Below are 17,436 nucleotides of genomic sequence, written 5' to 3'. Positions count from 1 at the left end.
ACCTTGGGGATGGGGCGTCTGGGGCTACAAAAGTGCAAGTTTTTCCCAAGAACTCAGGCGTAGTTTGGTATTACCGCAGTTCCCAGCGGCGTTCATGCGATCCTCACCCCGGAGGACCGCCAGATATGCATGAAATGGGTGACCTCATGACGCTGACCGTGGCCGTACCCAGTACAAGCAAGTACTCCGAGTACCCGGCAATGCGTGGTGTTTTCGGTGGCCCCTGGACTCAAAAAAAATCTTCGGCCCGAGGGAAATTGCGTGCACCGTTACGCGGTCAAGTCTGTAGGCACGCGCGTAAAGAGCTGTACGGGCCGCGCTTCCACCGGCCGTCGCCGCATCCGCAGATAGAAGAGGCACAACGGTGAAGGCCGACGGCGAGCATCGGTCAAGGCTGCGGTTTGCCCGGCGGCCAGGCCTGCGGCCGGCTCAGCGCCACGGCCCGCGGCCGGAAAAGCGACTAGAAAAGCGACCGGAAAGGCGGTCAGACGTCCGGGCCGAGCTGCACGCCGAATTCCATTCCGTCCGCTTCCGGGTGCTGGCCACGCTTCTGGTCTTCATGGGAGTGGGACTTTTCGGCTCGGGGGCTTTCACGCACGCCGCCCAGCTCAGTGCCCTCAACAACAGGGTCAACGCGGAGCTGCGCCTGCCGGCCGCACAACTTGAGGACCTGGCAAAGAAAGGCGTGCCGGGTTCCGGGGGTGCTTCATATGGCAGCCTGGATGACCTTTTCACCACGTTCCTGCGGAGCGGCACACCGGGCGGGTACGAATCGGTCATGACCACGATCCGGGGCGGGAACACCATCCTTCCGTCCGTGCCGCAGGGTACCAACCTGAGCTCCGGGCCCCTGATCCAAAGGATCTGGAACATGCGCGCTCCCGGCCGGACCGTTCTTCGGGACACGACCATCGACGGCAGGACGGTCCGGCTGGCAATCACGTCGGTGTCTTTGGAAGGCACACAGGACGAAGGGCTGCTGGTTGCAGCCAACGAGATCGGCAAGCAGCGCCACCTGGTGTTCGTGTCGATGTGGAATTATGCGCTGGCCTCGGCTGCGACGCTGTTGTTTGCCGGAGTTGTCGGGTGGATGGTCATCGGGCGCCTGCTCAGTCCCGTCCGGCGCCTGCGGGAGGCCACGCAGGCCACAACGTTCGAAGACCTGACCAAACGGGTCGAGGTCCCCGCCAGCACGGATGACGTCGCCCAGCTGGCCAAGAACTTCAACCATATGCTGGAGCGGCTGGAGTCCGGCTTCGAGAACCAGAGCCGCTTCGTGCACGATGCCAGCCACGAGCTCCGGACGCCCATGACGATCATCCGCGGCTACCTGGAACTCCTCAACGCCGGCGATCCCGAGGACGTCGGCCAGACCCGCGACCTGCTCCTGGATGAGCTGGACCGGATGCAGTCGCTCGTGGACGAGCTGCTGATCCTCGCCCGCAGCGGCCGTCCGGATTTTGTCTCCCCGGACTGGATCGAAGCCGACGATTTCTTGGATGACATCTTGAACCGGATCAAGGTTCTGGGCCCGCGGCACTGGCAGCTGGACGCCAAGCCCGGCGGCCTCATCCATGCGGACCGCCGCCGGCTCACCCAGGCGCTGGAACAGCTCGCGGCGAACGCAGTGAAACACACATCGGAGGCGGACCGGATTTCGGTAGGGGCGGCCTGGGAAGAGAACGACGGCGGCATGGCTTACGGCGCGCGGGCCGGCGCGGCTAAGGACTTCGAAATCTGGGTGGCGGACACCGGCACCGGCATTCCGGCGGACGAGCACGAGCACATCTTTGAACGCTTCGGGAAGGGCCACAATTCTGCCGGCACCGAGGGCTCGGGGCTGGGCCTCTCGATCGTCAAAGCCATTGTTGAGGCGCACGGCGGAACGGTTCGGCTGGAATCGGCCGTGGGCGAGGGAAGCCGCTTCGTGCTGAGTATTCCGTCCGGGGGCGGTGACGGCACCGAAGAAAAAATCAGCGATGCTGAGACAATCACAGCGGCCCCCGCCGCCAAACCGCGGCTGGCTGGACCGGCGTCGGGCCCTGCGGTGGTGGCCAGCACGGTAGGCACTCCGTGACCCGGATTCTGATCGCCGATGACGAGCCCCGCATCGCCGCGTTCCTCGCAAAGGGGCTCACCGCGGCGGGTTACACCACCACCCAGGTAGCTGACGGCGTGAAGGCCCTGGACTATGCCACGTCCGGCGAGTTCGACCTCCTGATCCTGGACATCGGTATGCCAAGGATGGACGGCCTCGCCGTTCTAAGGAATCTCCGCGCCATGCACTCCACGGTTCCGGTGATCGTGCTGACGGCTGCAGACAGCCTGGAATACACCGTTGCCGCGCTTGAGGGCGGGGCGGACGACTACATGACCAAGCCCTTCCGGTTCGAGGAGCTGCTGTCCCGCGTGAAGCTGCGGCTCCGGGGCACGGCGACCGCTGCCCCCACTCCGGCGCTTGTTTACGGGGATCTGACGCTGGATATCAACCTCCGCACGGCGGGAATTGGCGGACGCGTGATCGACCTGTCCGCCCGGGAGTTCGTCATGGCGCGGACCTTCATGGAGAACGCCGGCCGCGTGCTGAGCCGCGAACAGCTCCTGAGCCGTGTGTGGGGCTATCACTTCGAGGGGTCGTCCAACGTGGTTGACGTCTACGTGCGGTATCTGCGGCACAAGCTCGGTCAGGAGCGCATCCAGACGGTCAGGGGTGTGGGCTACCGGCTCATGCGTCTGCCCGGCGAGCAGGAGTCCCTCCCGGCCGACGGCTCCAGCCCCACGGAGGCCGAGGTCGACGGGAGCGCCCAGGAGGGTCACGGCGGGGAAAACGCCGATGGCGGCACCTCGGGAACGCGGCGCAACGGTGAGCCAAATGGACAGGAGCCTGCGCCGGTCTAGCCATTGCATGAGAGGACTCTCATGCAGGTCTCATCCGCGCTTCACCTTCGCACCGCAGAGTGGAATCAACAGCAAGGAAGGCGGACCGGTGAGGGAAGGCGGAGCGATGAAGAAATGGTCGTTGCTGAGCATTCCGCTGGTTGCGCTTGCCGGCATTTCGGTGTGGAGTCAGGCAGTCGTCGGGGCACCTGACGAAAAGTATTCCGGAGTTGTGGTGCGCGAACCCGATCCGCGCTCTGCTGTCCATGGTGACGGCCTCACCAGGCATCCCGGCGTGGCTCCGCTCGGCAAACCGTCCGCGTCCGCCCGGCCCAATTCGCCGAACCTCAAGTCCGCGCCGCTCAATCCCGCATCCTCGACGCCGATCCCCACGGCGACCAGGCTGGCCGAGCCGGCGCAGCCGCAGGAAAGCAGCCCTGCCACCGATCCGGATTCCGGCATGGTTCAGCGCGTTGACCCGACCCAGATCACGTCCCCAGCCGTGGCCCCTACCGACGACCCCACTTCCCATGTCCCCTTCGACGACAGCGGGACAGGCCATGACTACTAGCCAGCGGCGGCACCCCGGATCAGCTTCCCCTCAGCTGAAGGAGCCCGGGATACACAGGGAAGTTCGGGATCTGCACGAGCCAATCCCGCAGGAGCGTTGGGGATACACCGTGGGAGTTCCGAACAGTCAGCCTTCCACCATCACGATCGACGATTCGGAACTCCACCAGCAGGTCCTGGACATTATTCAAGGCGTGCTGGCAACCGCCGATCCCCGTTCCGAAGTCCGGCGCCGTCTGCTGCGGCATCTGGCAGAGAATCCGGGGCATCCCGAGCAGGCGCTGCTGGACCATCTCCGGGACAGGAACCGGCGTGGTGGGAACTCGCCGGGCCCGGCCGGGCACGGCGCGCGGCTCGATTCGCACACTTAATAACGACGTGCGGCCGGTGCGGCCCGGCCGCACGGCGCGGCCCCTGCAGGCCGGCGCCGTCCACTGGCAGGCCCTCGGCGCGGCCCGGGAGTTACGCGACCTCCGCCGGGCTGCACCGCCATTCGGCCGGCCCGGCAGGAACTGGACAACACCAGATTCTAGAAGAGCAGCAGCAGGAACCCTCCGACTGTGCTCAGGATGCCGACGCCGGTGAGGATCCAGCCCAGGATCAGGACGGTGTTGTCGTGCTTGGGCGGTCCGAGGCCCCAGCGGGATGGGTGGCAGACGTCGTAGTGGAGTTTCACTGCGTTTCCTGCCACCCTTCCTTCCGCCACGTCGGCATCCACGAGCGTCTGCCGTGAAACGTTGTCATGGTCGGTCCAGCGGAATCCGGTGAATCCTCCGGCCGTGTATACCTCCGCCGTCGTGCTGGTCCAGACACATCGCCGCCTGCTGATGACCAGGCCCCACACGAGCAGCGGCACCCCAGGAACGAACCCCACCCACGTCATCATTTCCAGGATGGGGCCCAGTGCATCCACGAATCCGGCCATGCCCAAACTCTATCCGTCGGCTGGGCTCCCCAGCGCTGCAAGTCGTACTTTTGCGGCGGCGGCAGACAGGCGACTCCCAGCAAACTGTGACACCCTTGTTACGATGACTTTCCAGCTCAGGAACCCCAGACGCCAGCAGCCCGCGGGCCGGATGCGCCTTGCCAGGGGCACCGGCTTCCTCTTTGCAGTGGCCACCCTGGCCTGCATGACCGGGCTCGCGGCCACGTATTACTACTTTGTCCGCACCACCACCGGGCAGTTCATCGACGAGTCCGCCCTGGTGGAGGCTGTGGCCATCCACGGGCCCGCGGGCAAGGTCACCACCCAGTTCCTGGACTGGCTGCCCACCATCTCTCTGGTGATGGCCGCCGTCGTCGTTCTTCTGGTCACGGTGATACACCGACGCTGGCGGGCCGCGAGCATTGCGATGGTGGCGTGCGTTGGCGCGAACATCGCCACGCAGGTGCTCAAGGACCTGCTGCCGGCGCGGCCGTATCGGGGCGTGGAGACGCTCGAGCTGAACTCGCTGCCTTCCGGACACACCACACTGGCGGCGTCGGCGGCGGCGGCAGTGTTCCTGATGGCGTCACCGCGCTGGCGGCCGCTGGCGGGGTTCGTGGGCGGCAGTTTCGCGATTGCGTCGGGGATGTCCACGCTGGTGAACCAATGGCACCGGCCCGCCGATGTGGTGGCCGCGTTCCTGCTGGTGGGCTGTTTCATGATTCCGGCGGGCTGGCTGATCATCCGCACGGGCAGCCACGAATGGAATGTCTGGGACGGCTTCAACGGGCACTGGGCGTCCGCGCGGTTGTGGATCGGGCTTCCCGTGGTGCTGGGGCTGGTGTCGGCCGCGGTGGCTATGTATTCGCTGGTCAAGATCGCGCCGCTGCCGGGCCAGGAGGGCAGCACCACCAACTACTTCTGGGCCGGGATTTCACTGATCGTGATCGCCGGGTACCTGGCCACCGTGGCTACGACGTCGCTGTTCGCCTACGCGGCACGACGGCGGGAACCGGCAGGGCGGTAGCCGCACGTCCCGCCGTGCCCGGTAAGTGGCAGTCCGGTTAAGGGGCAGTCCCGCGTAAGTGGCAGCTCGCGCCGTTCTCGCCGCTGAAAACGGCGCGTGCTGCCACTGTCAGTTAGGCGCGGGGACGGTCTCAGGGGAAGAGCCGGCCCGGCCGGTATGGGCGAGAAGAACCAGGGCCGCCGAGATGAGAACGGCATTCTTCATCACAAACTCGCCGCTGGCGGTCAGCATCAGGGGGTCGCCCTGGCTGAACATGGCGTCGGGGACCATGACAAATGTCGCGAACGTTCCGGCCAGATGCAGGGCCATGACCAGCAGTGTCAGGCGAACAAAGACCCCGGCCATGAGCATGGCTCCGAGCAGCGCCTCCCCTGTTCCCAGCACGATCACAACCAACTGGTCGTTGCCGAACGGCAAAGTTTTGGCGACCAGTCCGGCCACCGGTGAGTTGCCGGTGATCTTTAGTGCGCCGAACCAAATGAAGACCACGCCGAGCACTACCCGCAGGAGGCGCAGCGCCACCGGTCTGAGTGCCTGGCAAGCCGCCGTCTCCCACTTTTGTGCCTTGGCCGCGAGTCCCGGGCCGCGTGGTGCCGCCATGCCGCCGGGCTGCATTGCCGAGCGGCGTCTGGTGCTGCTTTCATAAAACATCGGAGCTCCTTCCTCACTCAGCCGGACGCGGTGCCCGGCAGTCCCCAGCGAAGTGTGTTTGAAGTGTGCGGGCGCCCGCTTGGGGAAAACTTGGGCGGTCAGCCGGCATGTGAGGCCCCCCGCCGTGCGGGCAACGGGGAACCGGAGGCTTCCGGGAAAGCCCGACGGCGGGACGCACCGCCGTCGGAAGGGAACCCCGTACGCGTCCCGGGAAGCCGTTTCCGAATTGCGGAATTAACCTTGTAGCATTGGCGCATCTTGACTTGAATAATGGGGGAAATTCATTGCGCTTCCGTGGTGTTTCACGTTCCTTAACGGCTCTTATTGCGGTGGCAGCAATTCTCTTGGCAGCCGGGGTGTCATCCCAGGCGGCGCCGGTCAAGCTCACTCATGCAAATGCCGGCTACACCATAAACACGGCACTCGGATCGCCGTACATCGGCAGCTCCGTGGTCCCTTTAACCGCCACAACGTGGGGCACGGTGAATAGCCAGGGCGTGGTGCAGGTCAAGATCAACAACGTGGTGGTGTATCACCCGGTGAACAGCGCCTGGTTCATCAACCAGATGCTCTCTTCGTACCGCGTGACCAAGAACCGGGAGTATCTGCGGCGTGCCGAGGCCACCACCCGGTACATCCTGTCGGGCTCGTTCTCGGATGCAAGCGGGGCCACGTGGTTTCCCTACAACTTCCGGCACACCCCGGGAAACAAGATCGACATGGGCCGTCCGTGGTACTCGGGAATGGCCCAGGGAATGATGCTCTCAACGCTCGTAAATCTTTATGAGACCACCGGAAACACCTATTGGAAAACCAATGCCGACCGCGTTTTCAAGTCCTATCAGGTGCCGAAACGGAACGGCCAGCCGTGGTTCCAGGACCAGGTCCTTGAGGGCAGCAAAATATACATGTGGTTCGAGGAATATGTAGGCAAGGACATTCCCTCCGCACACGTGGTCAATGGGCACATTTACGCGGCTTGGGGAGCCTACGACTATTACCGCCTCACGAAGAATCCCACCGCCCAGTTCATGTTCAACACCGCAGCAACAGCCATCCGGGACCACTTCAATGTCTACCGGCGCCCCGGCAGCATCTCGTGGTACGCGGCCAGTGCCTTCGGCCAGTACGTGTGGCGGACCCCGGCGTCCTATCACAAGGGTGTGATCAGCCAGCTGGCCATCCTTGGCCGCCAGACCGGCGACCCCATCTTTGCGAACCAGTCAGCCCTGCTGAAAGCGGACTACGCGGGTTAAGCGGCCTCGTTGGCTCGCCCACACACCGGCCCGCCCCACCCAACTTGGCAGCCCGGTTGCGAATTCTCCTTTACAACCCCTTGGTCGAAGCCCACAATATAGCCCACCACAGCCTCCACTGGCTCTCCAGCGCGCTGCCACCGATCCTGCACCAGCAGAGGGGCGCCGACATGAAGAAGCACCACGTTTCGGCCGGGGCTGACCGCGCCCTGAAGGAGAAGCGCCGGGCCATGTGGGCGCAGGGCGACTATCCCGCCCTTGCCACCGAGCTCATCCCGGACCTCGGCGCCATCCTGGTGGAGGCGTGCGGGGTCAAGCCCCGCCAGCGGGTCCTGGACGTCGGGGCCGGCGCCGGCAATGCGGCCATTCCCGCTGCCGTGATGGGTGCCGTGGTGGTGGCCATCGACCTCACGCCGGAGATGCTCGACGCCGGCCGGCGCCAGGCTGCCGATCGCGGCGTGGAGCTGGACTGGGTGGAAGGGGACGCCGAGTCCCTCCCGTTTCCGGACGGCGGGTTCGACGTCGTGATGTCCTGCCTAGGCGTCATGTTCGCCCCGCACCACCAGGCGGGCGCCGACGAGCTGGTGCGGGTGTGCCGGCCGGGCGGCACGATTGGGCTGCTGAGCTGGACGCCCGAGGGGTTCATCGGGCAGATGATTGCCGCCATGAAGCCGTTCGCTCCGCCGCCTCCGCGCGGCGCCCAGCCGCCCCCGCTGTGGGGCAGCGAGGAGCATGTGCGGGAGCTGCTCGGTGACCGCGTCATCGACGTCCAGGCCCGTCGGCAGCACGTCACCATCGCCAGCTTCCACGAGCCCGAGGACTTCCTGCACTACTTCAAGTCCCACTACGGCCCCACCATCTCGGTGTACAAATCCCTTGCCGGTGACGAAGGCAAGGTGAAGGCCCTGGACGAGGCACTCACGCAGCTCGCCGAGGACTTCAGCGACGCCCACGCCGATGCGGCCTACCAGATGGACTGGGAGTACCTGCTGTTCACCGCCAGGAAGAAGACGGCGAGGGAGGCCGGGCAATGACCGGTCTGCCAGCTTCCCGCCGGGCGAAGGCCTTGGCGTCCATCCCGTCGCTTCAACGGATCCAGTCCTTCATGGGCAACTCCACCTACTCCCGGCGACAGCACGTCCCCGGCATCTGCGACTTCACGCTGGGCAACCCGCACCAGATGCCCCAGGACGCCTACGTGGACGCCTTGCGGGATGCACTGACGCCGCGCAACGACCAGTGGTTTGCCTACAAAGCCAACGGGGAGGAAGCACGGGCCGCCGCCGCGGAATCGCTTCACCGTTTGCTGGACGTGCCCTTTGATCCGCGGGACCTGTATCTCACCACCGGCGGGTTCACCGCTATCGCCCTGGCGCTGAAGGCCTTTGCGGACCCCGGCGACGAGGTGATCTACAGCCTGCCGCCGTGGTTTCTCTACGAGCCGCTCGTGGTTGAAGCCGGGCTGGTTCCCGTGAAGGTCCGGATCAACCTGGAGACGTTCGACCTTGATCTGGAAGCCATCGCGGCTGCCGTCACGGCCCGCACCCGGGTGGTCATCATCAATTCGCCGAACAACCCCACCGGCCGGATCTACGCGCCGGAGCTACTGCAGCGCCTAGCCCGCTTGCTCGAGGACGCCTCGGCCCGCAACGGCCGGCGGATCTATCTGGTCTCGGACGAGCCGTACAACCGGATCGTCTTCGACGGCACGCGGTTCCACAGCCCCACGGAGTTCTATCCGCATACACTGCTGGCCTATTCGTACGGCAAGACGCATCTGGCTCCGGGCGAACGGATCGGCTACCTGGCCCTGCCGCCCACCATGCCCGAGCGCAAGGAGCTCCGGGAAGAGATCAGCGCCCTGCAGCTGGCCATGGGCTGGATCTACCCCAACGCCGTCCTCCAGTACGCACTCCCCCGGCTGGAACAGTTCTCCATCGACGTCGGGCAGCTGCAGCGGAAGCGGGACAGGCTGGTTGAGGCGCTCGGCAGCATGGGCTACCGGCTGCGCCCGGCCGAGGGCACGTTCTACCTGTTCGTCCACTCGCCCATCGCGGATGATGAGGCCTTCACCGAGTCGCTGAGCCGGCACGACGTCTTCGTGCTCCCCGGCGTCCTGTTCGAGACGCCCGGGTTCTTCCGGGTGTCCCTCACCGCCAGCGAGGACATGGTGGAGCACAGCCTCCCGGTCTTCGCGGCCGCCATCGAGCGAGAAGGGGTGTGACCCCCACATGAGGTTGACGACGACGACCAACGTCTCGGTGGACGGCGTGATGCAGGGGCTGGGCGGACCTGACGAGGACCGCAGCGGCGGCTTCGACCGCGGCGGATGGGCCATTCCGCTTCTCGATCCCGAAGCCGGGAACTATCTCAACGAGGTCTACGGCGGCGCGGCCGCGTTCCTCTTCGGCCGGCGGACCTACGAGATCTTCGCCGGCTACTGGGGCGCGATGGTCGATCCGAGCACGAACCCGATTGCCGCCGCGCTGAACAGCCGGCCCAAGTACGTGGTATCGACTACCCTCACGGATCCGCAGTGGGCGGGCACGAGTGTCCTGGCCGGCGACGTCGCCGCGGCCGTCGGTGATCTGAAGGCGCAGCAAGACGGCGAACTGCTGGTGCCCGGCAGCGGTGCCCTCGTCCGGTGGCTGCTCGCCAACCACCTGGTGGACCAGCTCGACCTGCTCACCTATCCCGTCGTCGTCGGCCAGGGCACACGGCTGTTCCCCGATACCGGTCCGGACATGGCGCTCGAACTGGTCACCTCGCGGACCACTTCCCGGGGGATCACCATCCAGACCTATCGGCCTGCCGGGCGCCCGGAGTACGCAACGTCCACGGCCGACCCGAACACATGACCTGCGTGCGTCGGTTACCCCAACGAACTAACTAGTAGTTCCGCCGGTGCTTCAGCTTGGGGAGTACGACGGCGAACACACCTGCCGCTACGAACCCCAGTACCCCGGTGGCCGTCACGCCGGCACCGAGAGAAGCCACGGCGGTCACGGCTGACAGCAGCACCGGGCCGCCGGTGGATCCGGCGTCGGCGATGAACCGCCACAGGCCCAGGAACTGCCCGCGGCCACGGTCGGGCGAGAAGTCGGCGCCCAGCGTCATCACCAGCCCTGAGCTGATCCCGTTGCCGAAGCCGATCAGCAGCGCCACGAGGAGCAGCCCGAGAAAGCCCGCGGTCATCGGAATCAGCATCAGCGCCGTGCCCATGATCAGCGTGGACGGGACCGCCACCCAGAGGCGGCCGCGCCGGTCCATGACCTTGCCCGCCGGGTAAAACACCAGCATGTCGATCGCCCCGGAAAGCCCGTACACGAGGGAAGCCTGCGACGCGTCGAGGCCCAGGTGGTCTGCCCACAGCGGGATCACCACCTGCCGGGAGGCTCGCAGGGCTGACAGCAGCAGGATGCCGGCGCCGGCTGTCAGGAAAACGCCGGCGTGCGAGACGGCCACCCCGCGCAGCGTTGGCGCAGGGCCGGCAGGACCGGACGTCCCTGCGTGTGCCACCAGGTCGCGGACGGTTACGGCGAGCACGGCGGCCGCCGCCATGCCGGCCACGCCCACCCAGTACGCCCCGCTGATGCCGGCGAACTGCATCACGGCCGCTCCCACGAACGGCCCGATGAAAACGCCGATCCGGCTCACGCCGCCCAGTGTGGACAGCGCCCGGGCCCGGAATTCCAGCGGCACCGCCTCGGTGAGGTACTTCTGCCGGGCCAGGCTGAAGACGCTCGCGGACATCCCGACGACGGCCATCGCCGCTGCGAGCAGCCAGAGTCCGTCGTCAATCACCAGTGACAGCCCCGCGGCGAGCAGCGCCAGCGCCCCGGCGGCTGCTGCGGCCACGATGGACCAGCGTTCGCCGAACTTCAGGGTGATGACGGACGCGGGCAGGTTGAAGAACCAGGAGCCCAGCCCCATCAGCGTCACGATCAGCGCGGCCACGGCCACGGAGGCACCCAGTTCACGGGCGGACAGCGCCACCACCGGCAGGATCGCACCCTGGCCAACACTGAACAGGAGCGCCGGGCCGAACGCCGGGACAGCGATGCTGCGGAGGCTGAAGGGCGGCGGGCTGTCAGGCGGAGTCATCCCCTTCATCCTAGGCAAGCCGGCAGGCGGAGAAGGGGCTGCAGGGCCCCGGTGTGACGAATCAGGCATCACCTTTCCGGATTCGTCATAATCGGACAGTCCTTGGCGAGCGTACTAAGTCTGCTTAGCATTAGCCTACGACGGTGGCCAATGGCGGCCCCTGAACAACTGAACAGCCGCAGGAGTGATCATGGAAGTCTGGCCGGGAAACGCGTATCCGCTGGGTGCAACCTTCGACGGGGCGGGAACCAATTTCGCGGTGTTCAGCGAGGCGGCCACGGCCGTCCAGCTGTGCCTCATCGCCAGCGACGGCACCGAGACGCGCGTGGACCTCATCGAAGTGGACGGATTCGTCTGGCACTGTTACCTCCCGCAGATCCAGCCCGGTCAGAAGTACGGCTACCGCGTGCACGGTCCCTACGATCCGGCCAGGGGCAAGCGGTGCAACCCGAACAAGCTGCTCCTGGACCCGTACGCCAAGGCCATCGCCGGGCAGGTGGACTGGCACCAGTCGATGTTCTCCTACAGCTTCGGCGACCCTTCCTCCCGTAACGATGAGGACTCCGCCGGGCACACCATGCTGGGCGTGGTGATCAACCCGTTCTTCGACTGGGCAGGTGACCGCGCGCCCAAGATCCCGTACCACCGCTCGGTGATCTACGAGGCCCACGTCAAGGGGCTCACGCAGCTCCACCCGGAGGTGCCCAAAGAGCAGCGCGGCACCTTTGCCGCCGTCGCGCATCCCGCCGTCATTGCGCACCTGCAGCGGCTGGGCGTGACGGCGATCGAGCTGATGCCGTGCCACCAGTTCGTCAACGACGGCACGCTGCAGGAGAAGGGCCTGGGCAATTACTGGGGCTACAACACCATCGGGTTCTTCGCGCCGCAGAACACGTACAGCTCAATCGGTGAGATGGGCCAGCAGGTCCAGGACTTTAAGGCGATGGTCCGCTCACTGCACCGTGCGGGGATCGAGGTGATTCTCGACGTCGTCTATAACCACACGGCGGAAGGGAACCATCTGGGGCCCACCCTGAGCTTTAAGGGCATCGACAACGCGGCGTATTACCGGCTGGTGGACAACGACCAGCAGCACTACATGGACTACACCGGCACCGGCAACACGCTGAACGTGCGGCACCCGCATTCGCTGCAGCTGCTCATGGATTCGCTGCGGTACTGGGTCACGGAGATGCACGTGGACGGGTTCCGCTTCGACCTCGCCTCGGCGCTGGCCCGGGAGTTCTACGACGTCGACCGGCTCTCCACGTTCTTCGAACTGGTGCAGCAGGATCCCATCGTGTCGCAGGTCAAGCTGATCGCCGAGCCGTGGGATGTGGGGCCCGGCGGGTACCAGGTGGGGAACTTCCCGCCGCAGTGGACGGAGTGGAACGGCAAGTACCGGGACACGGTGCGGGACTTCTGGCGGGGCGAGCCGGCCACGCTGGGCGAGTTCGCGTCGCGCCTGACGGGGTCGGCGGACCTGTATGAGCGGTCCGGGCGGCGGCCGGTGGCGTCCATCAACTTCGTCACCGCGCACGACGGCTTCACACTGCGGGATCTTGTTTCCTACAACGGGAAGCACAACGAGGCCAACGGGGAGGGCAACCGGGACGGCGAATCGCACAACCGTTCCTGGAACTGCGGGGCGGAGGGCCCTACGAACGATCCGGAGATCCTGAAGCTGCGCGCCCGCCAGCAGCGGAACTTCGTGGCCACCATGCTGCTCTCGCAGGGCGTGCCGATGATCCTGCACGGCGACGAGCTCGGCCGCACGCAGCAGGGCAACAACAACGTGTACTGCCAGGATTCGGAGGTCAGCTGGATTGACTGGGACGCCCTGGACCAGCCGCTCATGGACTTCACGGCGGCGGTGAACCGGCTGCGAGCCGAGCATCCCACGTTCCGGCGCAGCACCTTCTTCGACGGCCGGCCGGCGCTCCGCGGCGAGGACGAGAAGCTGCCGGACATCGTGTGGCTGAACGAGGACGGCACGGAAATGGTGCCGGAAGACTGGGGCAGGGGGTTCGGCCGCACCATCGGCGTGTTCCTCAACGGCGATGGAATCCAAGGCCAGGACGACCGCGGCCGGCGGATCACTGACGTGAACTTCCTGCTCTACTTCAACGCGCACGACGACGACATCAAGTTCACGCTCCCGGCAGGAGAGTTCGCCACATCCTGGGACATGGTGATCAACACCGCCGGAACCGGGGTGGACCGCGGACCCATTGACGCCGGCTCGGTGCTGAAGGTGGGCGCGAAATCCATGACCGTGCTCCGCGCCCGCGCCCTGAGCCAGCCCGAGCCGAACCTGTCCATCGCGCCGTCGCTGGCCGTGCTGTCGCAGAACCACAACCCGGAGGCAGCGGCGGTGACGGCCCCGGCGGCTCTGCAGGCGGGGGTCGGGGCGGCGGCTGCTGGGACGGTGTAGGCGGCACTCCTGTTCATACCCGTGGCGTACGTGAAAGTAGGTCACGGAGAAATGACCTGGCCGAAACGCAGCCGCAACGTGGCGGCTCCATCCTGAAGGTGCGCCGATAGGCGTAGGCCGGTTCGGCGTAGACCCCCGGGCTGAAGGGTCGAGGCGCCAGCGTCGCCAAGGGGATGGAGCCCGCCATGAACGAATCAACAATGCCCAGGGTCATCAGCTGCCGTGAACTGTCCCCCGGCGACCTCATTGAGGCCCGCTACAACGGCCACATGTATTACCACGGCAAGGTGACCGAAACGGTGCCCGTCCTGGGCATGTTCTGGATCCTCGAGTCTCGCACCGGGACCCGAAAGCTGCTGGATCCGCTGGCATTCGAGGTGATCAGGTTGCCGGCGGCGTCCGCGGATCCCGGGGCCTAGGGCAGCCCGATGACGGCGCGCGAAGAAAGGACCGCCATCATGATTGCCACATCCCCGTTTGCTCTGTATTTTTAGCTTTCACAGCGATCTTTCGGACGGCTTTCAGGTAACTCTGAGGTCTCGCCGTCTTACACCGGATGATCAGCAGTACGAGCGTCTCACCTGCTTGGATAGTCCGGTGCCTTCGGAGGAAACCACAAGGGCCGTTCTACCGCGCGCTGAACACCGCTGGGGCCGTCCTGGCGGCCGCTTCGTGTTTCAGGAGACGCACAACCTATGACCGCTGTATCGAAATGGGTCGCCGCTGGTTCGTCAGCAGCAGTTCTTGCCGGGGGGCTCCTTCTCGGTGCACCGATGGCCGCCGCCGCGCCGGGGGACGCCGCATGCCTGCAGGCATCAACCCAGTTCGAGGCCGCGCTCGGTGCCGCGGGGATCACCGAAGCATCTGTGGCGCGGATCGACGCCACCTCACAGGCCGCGGCAACCGCGCAGGCAGCCTACGCTGCACTCGTGGAAGCCGCCGGTGCTGACGAGAGCGCCGCCGTCGGTGCCGCCATCGACCGCCTCGAAGCTGCCCACGCAGCCGCAGACGCCGCCGAGGAAGCTGCGGAAAACGCCGAGGATTCCGGCGACCCGGCCGCCATCGCAGCGACAACAGCCGCCGCCGACGAAGCAGAAGCCGCGGTGGACGCTGCGGAGCAGGACCTGCAGGATCTTCAGGACGCGTACAACGCCGCGATTGACACCCCGGAGATCCGTGAAGCGCAGGGTGCGTTGGAGGCCGCAGTGCGAGACTTCGAAACGGCGCTGGCCGCGGTCTCGCTCGACGAGGGCTCCGCCGCCGGCCTCACGGGACTCTTCGAGGCCTTCCTGGCTGCCTGCGGTCCGGATGGCATCGGCGTGGACCCGGTGGTCGCCCCGCCGGTCACCACACCGGGAAGCACGACGCCGGTAGTCACCAATCCGGTCATCGCAGCTCCCGCCGGGGCCCTCACGGCCAATACGGCCGTGGTGGCCACGAACAAGGGCCTGAACGTGCAGACCGTCGCCAAGGCTGTACCCGGAGCCCACCCGGACCTGGCGCTGCTGGCCGGGCTGCTCGCGGCCGGCACTGCGGTTCCCGTGGCCGTGGCGTTGAGGATGCGCCGGCTGGAGCGCGGCCGCAGCTAGTCGGGCATGGAGTCACAGAGTATGGACCCGCAAGGCTTGGAGCCACAGAACGCCTCCAGCGTCCGGCCGCGCGTCGGCAGGCGCTGGCTTGCCGTGCCCGCCGTGGCCGCGGCCGGGCTGGCGGCTGCGCTGTTCCTGTTCCCGCCAAATGCCGGCGGCAGCTCCGCCGTCGTTCCTTCCGTTGCTCCCTCATCGGCGAGCGCAGCGGCCACCCCAAGCGGGCCCGCTGTTGCTGCCCGCCCCGCGGCCAAGACTGCCGGACCGGCGGCCGCGGCGCCTACCCGGCTGTCCATCGCGGCAGCGAACATCGACGTGCGCATCCTGCCGCTGACGCCGAGCGCGGACGAGCTGTCCTCGCAGTCCCTGGTCCCGCCCCTCACGCTGGACGCCTACTGGCTGACCTCCTACGGCGTGCCCGGCGCAGGCTCCAAAAATACGACCTACATCGCCGGGCACAGCTGGGACGGCAGGGATGCGCCGTTCAACAGGCTCAGCGACAGGTCCCTGGTGGGCAAGAACATCACGGTGACCACCGTAAAGGGAACGCTGAAGTACGTGGTGGATTCCGTCACCACACATCGCAAGGACACCCTCAAGGACAGCGACATCTGGAACATCGTGCCCAACAGGATCGTCCTGATCAGCTGCTACACCGAGGATCCCTGGGGCAAAAACGTGGTGGTCACGGCCTCCCCCGCCGCACGCTGACCCACCGACGCTCTCTCACTTCCTGTCGCCAAACCCCCAACCCTCTCTCACTTCCTACCGCCAATCCCCCAACGCTCTCTCACATCCTGCAACCAAACGGCGAACCCTCCCGCAGATATAACGCGGGAGGGTTCGATCAGTTAGTCGGGAAAAGTGCAGGACCCCTCGGCCAGCGCCATAGAAAAATGTTCCGGAGGGTTGAGCCGTCCCGTGCGAAGTGAGCGAGGCGTCCGAGAGCGTGCCTACTGCCCCTGTGCCCCGAGGAATATGTCCAACGCGGCGAGGTCGTCAGTGTTGATGTTGTCCACCCCGGCGTTGTGCAGCTCAGTCCATACGGCGTCGCGGGCCTGTCCCGGCTGGTCCGGTGTGGCCCAAAAGCGCACCTTGTAGCCCTTGGAGTGGGCGGTGTTCACGTAGGCACGCAGCTTGGCCCGCTCGATCTCCGGCATCGGACCTACGCCCTGCCAGCTGAACAGCTTGGTCCAGTTGTCGCTGACCAGCGGCATCAGCTCGGCCGGCATGCAAGAGGCGAGGTCGGTGGAGCGGCCGTCGTAGAATCCGACGCGCTTGTCCGCCGCCGTCATAGTGGCCAAGGGACGGTTCCCGCTGATGACGGCGGTGACCGGACCTGTCATGACCTTGCCCTTGGCATAACGGGTCATGAGCCCAGGATGTTGAGAAAGTTCCTTCTCCACCGCCGCGTAGGTGGCTTCGCCCTCACTCTTGATGTCGATCAGCAACTGCAGGCTGCCATCCCAGCCGGGGTAGACGCTGTGGCCTTCCTGCCGAACAACTTCGTCCAGCGGATCCAGGTACAGGCTCTCGAGCGTCACGCCGGCGCGGGCGTCCGCAAGGTCGTGGGCAACCCGCAGTTCGCCGTCCACAAGCCAGACGTCGGCTTCCACGCTGGTGAAGCCGTGTTCGAGCGCGTCGAACAGCGGGCGGCTGTGCTCGTAGTCGTTGTGCGCGTGGGCTGCGGCGTGCGGCTGCCCTAAAACGACGCCGGGCGGCGGCGCAGCCGACGATGGGGCGGCGATGCCTGCCACGGCCGTAAGGGCAACAAGAGCGGCGAGGGTGCTTTTGAGCAGCACAGGGTTCTCCTTCAGTGCGGGATGGGTCCGCCGGCCGCCTTCCGGATAGGGAAGGTCCGACGGCGTGCCCCACCACCCTGCCGCCCGTCAGGTAACGTCCGGCCACCTGATGTTGTCGCCGCGGTGAACAGGACATGTCGTCGGCCCACGTTGGTGCCGGGCCGATCCCCAACCGTCCCGACAGGACCTGCGAGAGCGTCCCGG

At 66.2% G+C, this 17,436-nt stretch carries 17 protein-coding genes; 13 read left to right on the top strand and 4 right to left on the bottom strand.

Annotated features, from left to right (window positions below; translation table 11 throughout):
• Positions 1-535: 535 nt before the first annotated feature.
• The 4 genes from AC1D14_RS10155 to AC1D14_RS10140 all read left to right on the top strand — a co-directional run bounded on the left by AC1D14_RS10155 (position 536) and on the right by AC1D14_RS10140 (position 3,818).
• Positions 536-2,077 carry a sensor histidine kinase gene (locus AC1D14_RS10155; RefSeq protein WP_230118968.1) on the top strand — a complete coding sequence of 514 codons (1,542 nt, stop codon included), beginning with the start codon at positions 536-538 and terminating at the stop codon, positions 2,075-2,077.
• Complete coding sequence (locus AC1D14_RS10150; protein WP_354962146.1) at positions 2,074-2,898, top strand: response regulator transcription factor; 825 nt, start codon at positions 2,074-2,076, stop codon at positions 2,896-2,898. The genes AC1D14_RS10155 and AC1D14_RS10150 overlap by 4 nt, the downstream gene beginning before the upstream one ends.
• 106 nt (positions 2,899-3,004) lie before the next feature.
• Positions 3,005-3,448 carry a hypothetical protein gene (locus AC1D14_RS10145; protein WP_230118967.1) on the top strand — a complete coding sequence of 148 codons (444 nt, stop codon included), beginning with the start codon at positions 3,005-3,007 and terminating at the stop codon, positions 3,446-3,448.
• Positions 3,449-3,557: 109 nt separating this feature from the next.
• Positions 3,558-3,818 carry a hypothetical protein gene (locus tag AC1D14_RS10140; RefSeq protein ID WP_230118966.1) on the top strand — a complete coding sequence of 87 codons (261 nt, stop codon included), beginning with the start codon at positions 3,558-3,560 and terminating at the stop codon, positions 3,816-3,818.
• Between the two features lie 158 nt (positions 3,819-3,976).
• Here AC1D14_RS10140 and AC1D14_RS10135 read toward each other — a convergent pair whose 3' ends face one another.
• Positions 3,977-4,372 (bottom strand): hypothetical protein, encoded by a 396-nt coding sequence (locus AC1D14_RS10135; RefSeq protein ID WP_230118965.1) that lies wholly within the window; start codon positions 4,370-4,372, stop codon positions 3,977-3,979.
• A 103-nt stretch (positions 4,373-4,475) separates the two neighbouring features.
• On the opposite strand from AC1D14_RS10135, the gene AC1D14_RS10130 reads away from it, so the two are divergent.
• Positions 4,476-5,399 (top strand): phosphatase PAP2 family protein, encoded by a 924-nt coding sequence (locus AC1D14_RS10130; RefSeq protein WP_476968427.1) that lies wholly within the window; start codon positions 4,476-4,478, stop codon positions 5,397-5,399.
• 108 nt (positions 5,400-5,507) lie between these two features.
• Here AC1D14_RS10130 and AC1D14_RS10125 read toward each other — a convergent pair whose 3' ends face one another.
• Positions 5,508-6,050: a DoxX family protein gene (locus AC1D14_RS10125; RefSeq protein ID WP_230118964.1), complete on the bottom strand. Its 543-nt coding sequence runs from the start codon at positions 6,048-6,050 to the stop codon at positions 5,508-5,510.
• 329 nt (positions 6,051-6,379) lie between these two features.
• On the opposite strand from AC1D14_RS10125, the gene AC1D14_RS10120 reads away from it, so the two are divergent.
• From AC1D14_RS10120 to AC1D14_RS10105, 4 genes are all read left to right on the top strand, one after another.
• Positions 6,380-7,306: a D-glucuronyl C5-epimerase family protein gene (locus AC1D14_RS10120; protein ID WP_230118963.1), complete on the top strand. Its 927-nt coding sequence runs from the start codon at positions 6,380-6,382 to the stop codon at positions 7,304-7,306.
• A gap of 170 nt (positions 7,307-7,476) precedes the next feature.
• A complete protein-coding gene (locus tag AC1D14_RS10115; RefSeq protein WP_476968438.1) occupies positions 7,477-8,340 on the top strand; it encodes a class I SAM-dependent methyltransferase in 864 nt (287 codons plus the stop codon).
• On the top strand, positions 8,337-9,530 hold the full coding sequence (locus tag AC1D14_RS10110; protein ID WP_476881336.1) for an aminotransferase class I/II-fold pyridoxal phosphate-dependent enzyme: 1,194 nt from the start codon (positions 8,337-8,339) through the stop codon (positions 9,528-9,530). Before AC1D14_RS10115 ends, AC1D14_RS10110 begins: the two co-directional genes overlap by 4 nt.
• 7 nt (positions 9,531-9,537) lie before the next feature.
• On the top strand, positions 9,538-10,164 hold the full coding sequence (locus AC1D14_RS10105; protein WP_476968426.1) for a dihydrofolate reductase family protein: 627 nt from the start codon (positions 9,538-9,540) through the stop codon (positions 10,162-10,164).
• Positions 10,165-10,195: 31 nt separating this feature from the next.
• Here the strand turns inward: AC1D14_RS10105 and AC1D14_RS10100 are convergent, their stop codons facing one another.
• On the bottom strand, positions 10,196-11,410 hold the full coding sequence (locus tag AC1D14_RS10100) for an MFS transporter (protein WP_230118959.1): 1,215 nt from the start codon (positions 11,408-11,410) through the stop codon (positions 10,196-10,198).
• Between the two features lie 190 nt (positions 11,411-11,600).
• On the opposite strand from AC1D14_RS10100, the gene glgX reads away from it, so the two are divergent.
• The 4 genes from glgX (at position 11,601) to AC1D14_RS10080 (ending at position 16,141) form a co-directional block, all read left to right on the top strand.
• Positions 11,601-13,844 carry a glycogen debranching protein GlgX gene (gene glgX, locus AC1D14_RS10095; RefSeq protein ID WP_476968425.1) on the top strand — a complete coding sequence of 748 codons (2,244 nt, stop codon included), beginning with the start codon at positions 11,601-11,603 and terminating at the stop codon, positions 13,842-13,844.
• A 185-nt stretch (positions 13,845-14,029) separates the two neighbouring features.
• Positions 14,030-14,263 (top strand): hypothetical protein, encoded by a 234-nt coding sequence (locus AC1D14_RS10090; protein ID WP_230118957.1) that lies wholly within the window; start codon positions 14,030-14,032, stop codon positions 14,261-14,263.
• Between the two features lie 276 nt (positions 14,264-14,539).
• Positions 14,540-15,433 carry a hypothetical protein gene (locus tag AC1D14_RS10085; RefSeq protein ID WP_476968424.1) on the top strand — a complete coding sequence of 298 codons (894 nt, stop codon included), beginning with the start codon at positions 14,540-14,542 and terminating at the stop codon, positions 15,431-15,433.
• 6 nt (positions 15,434-15,439) lie between these two features.
• On the top strand, positions 15,440-16,141 hold the full coding sequence (locus tag AC1D14_RS10080) for a class F sortase (RefSeq protein WP_476968423.1): 702 nt from the start codon (positions 15,440-15,442) through the stop codon (positions 16,139-16,141).
• 242 nt (positions 16,142-16,383) lie between these two features.
• Here AC1D14_RS10080 and AC1D14_RS10075 read toward each other — a convergent pair whose 3' ends face one another.
• Positions 16,384-17,232 carry a phosphatidylinositol-specific phospholipase C/glycerophosphodiester phosphodiesterase family protein gene (locus AC1D14_RS10075; protein ID WP_230118954.1) on the bottom strand — a complete coding sequence of 283 codons (849 nt, stop codon included), beginning with the start codon at positions 17,230-17,232 and terminating at the stop codon, positions 16,384-16,386.
• Positions 17,233-17,436: the final 204 nt, after the last annotated feature.

The organism is Arthrobacter sp. P1_B11 (assembly GCF_056406715.1).
Note: the sequence above shows the minus strand (reverse complement) of the source record. Positions and strands in the feature narration are given on the sequence as shown.

Excerpts from the sequence above, each read along its gene's own strand:
- AC1D14_RS10145 (WP_230118967.1), top strand. The coding sequence starts at position 3,005 with ATGAAGAAATGGTCGTTGCTGAGCATTCCGCTGGTTGCGCTTGCCGGC.
- AC1D14_RS10135 (WP_230118965.1), bottom strand. The coding sequence starts at position 4,372 with ATGGCCGGATTCGTGGATGCACTGGGCCCCATCCTGGAAATGATGACG.
- AC1D14_RS10130 (WP_476968427.1), top strand. The coding sequence starts at position 4,476 with ATGACTTTCCAGCTCAGGAACCCCAGACGCCAGCAGCCCGCGGGCCGG.
- AC1D14_RS10125 (WP_230118964.1), bottom strand. The coding sequence starts at position 6,050 with ATGTTTTATGAAAGCAGCACCAGACGCCGCTCGGCAATGCAGCCCGGC.
- AC1D14_RS10115 (WP_476968438.1), top strand. The coding sequence starts at position 7,477 with ATGAAGAAGCACCACGTTTCGGCCGGGGCTGACCGCGCCCTGAAGGAG.
- AC1D14_RS10110 (WP_476881336.1), top strand. The coding sequence starts at position 8,337 with ATGACCGGTCTGCCAGCTTCCCGCCGGGCGAAGGCCTTGGCGTCCATC.
- AC1D14_RS10105 (WP_476968426.1), top strand. The coding sequence starts at position 9,538 with ATGAGGTTGACGACGACGACCAACGTCTCGGTGGACGGCGTGATGCAG.
- AC1D14_RS10100 (WP_230118959.1), bottom strand. The coding sequence starts at position 11,410 with ATGACTCCGCCTGACAGCCCGCCGCCCTTCAGCCTCCGCAGCATCGCT.
- glgX (WP_476968425.1), top strand. The coding sequence starts at position 11,601 with ATGGAAGTCTGGCCGGGAAACGCGTATCCGCTGGGTGCAACCTTCGAC.
- AC1D14_RS10090 (WP_230118957.1), top strand. The coding sequence starts at position 14,030 with ATGAACGAATCAACAATGCCCAGGGTCATCAGCTGCCGTGAACTGTCC.
- AC1D14_RS10085 (WP_476968424.1), top strand. The coding sequence starts at position 14,540 with ATGACCGCTGTATCGAAATGGGTCGCCGCTGGTTCGTCAGCAGCAGTT.
- AC1D14_RS10080 (WP_476968423.1), top strand. The coding sequence starts at position 15,440 with ATGGAGTCACAGAGTATGGACCCGCAAGGCTTGGAGCCACAGAACGCC.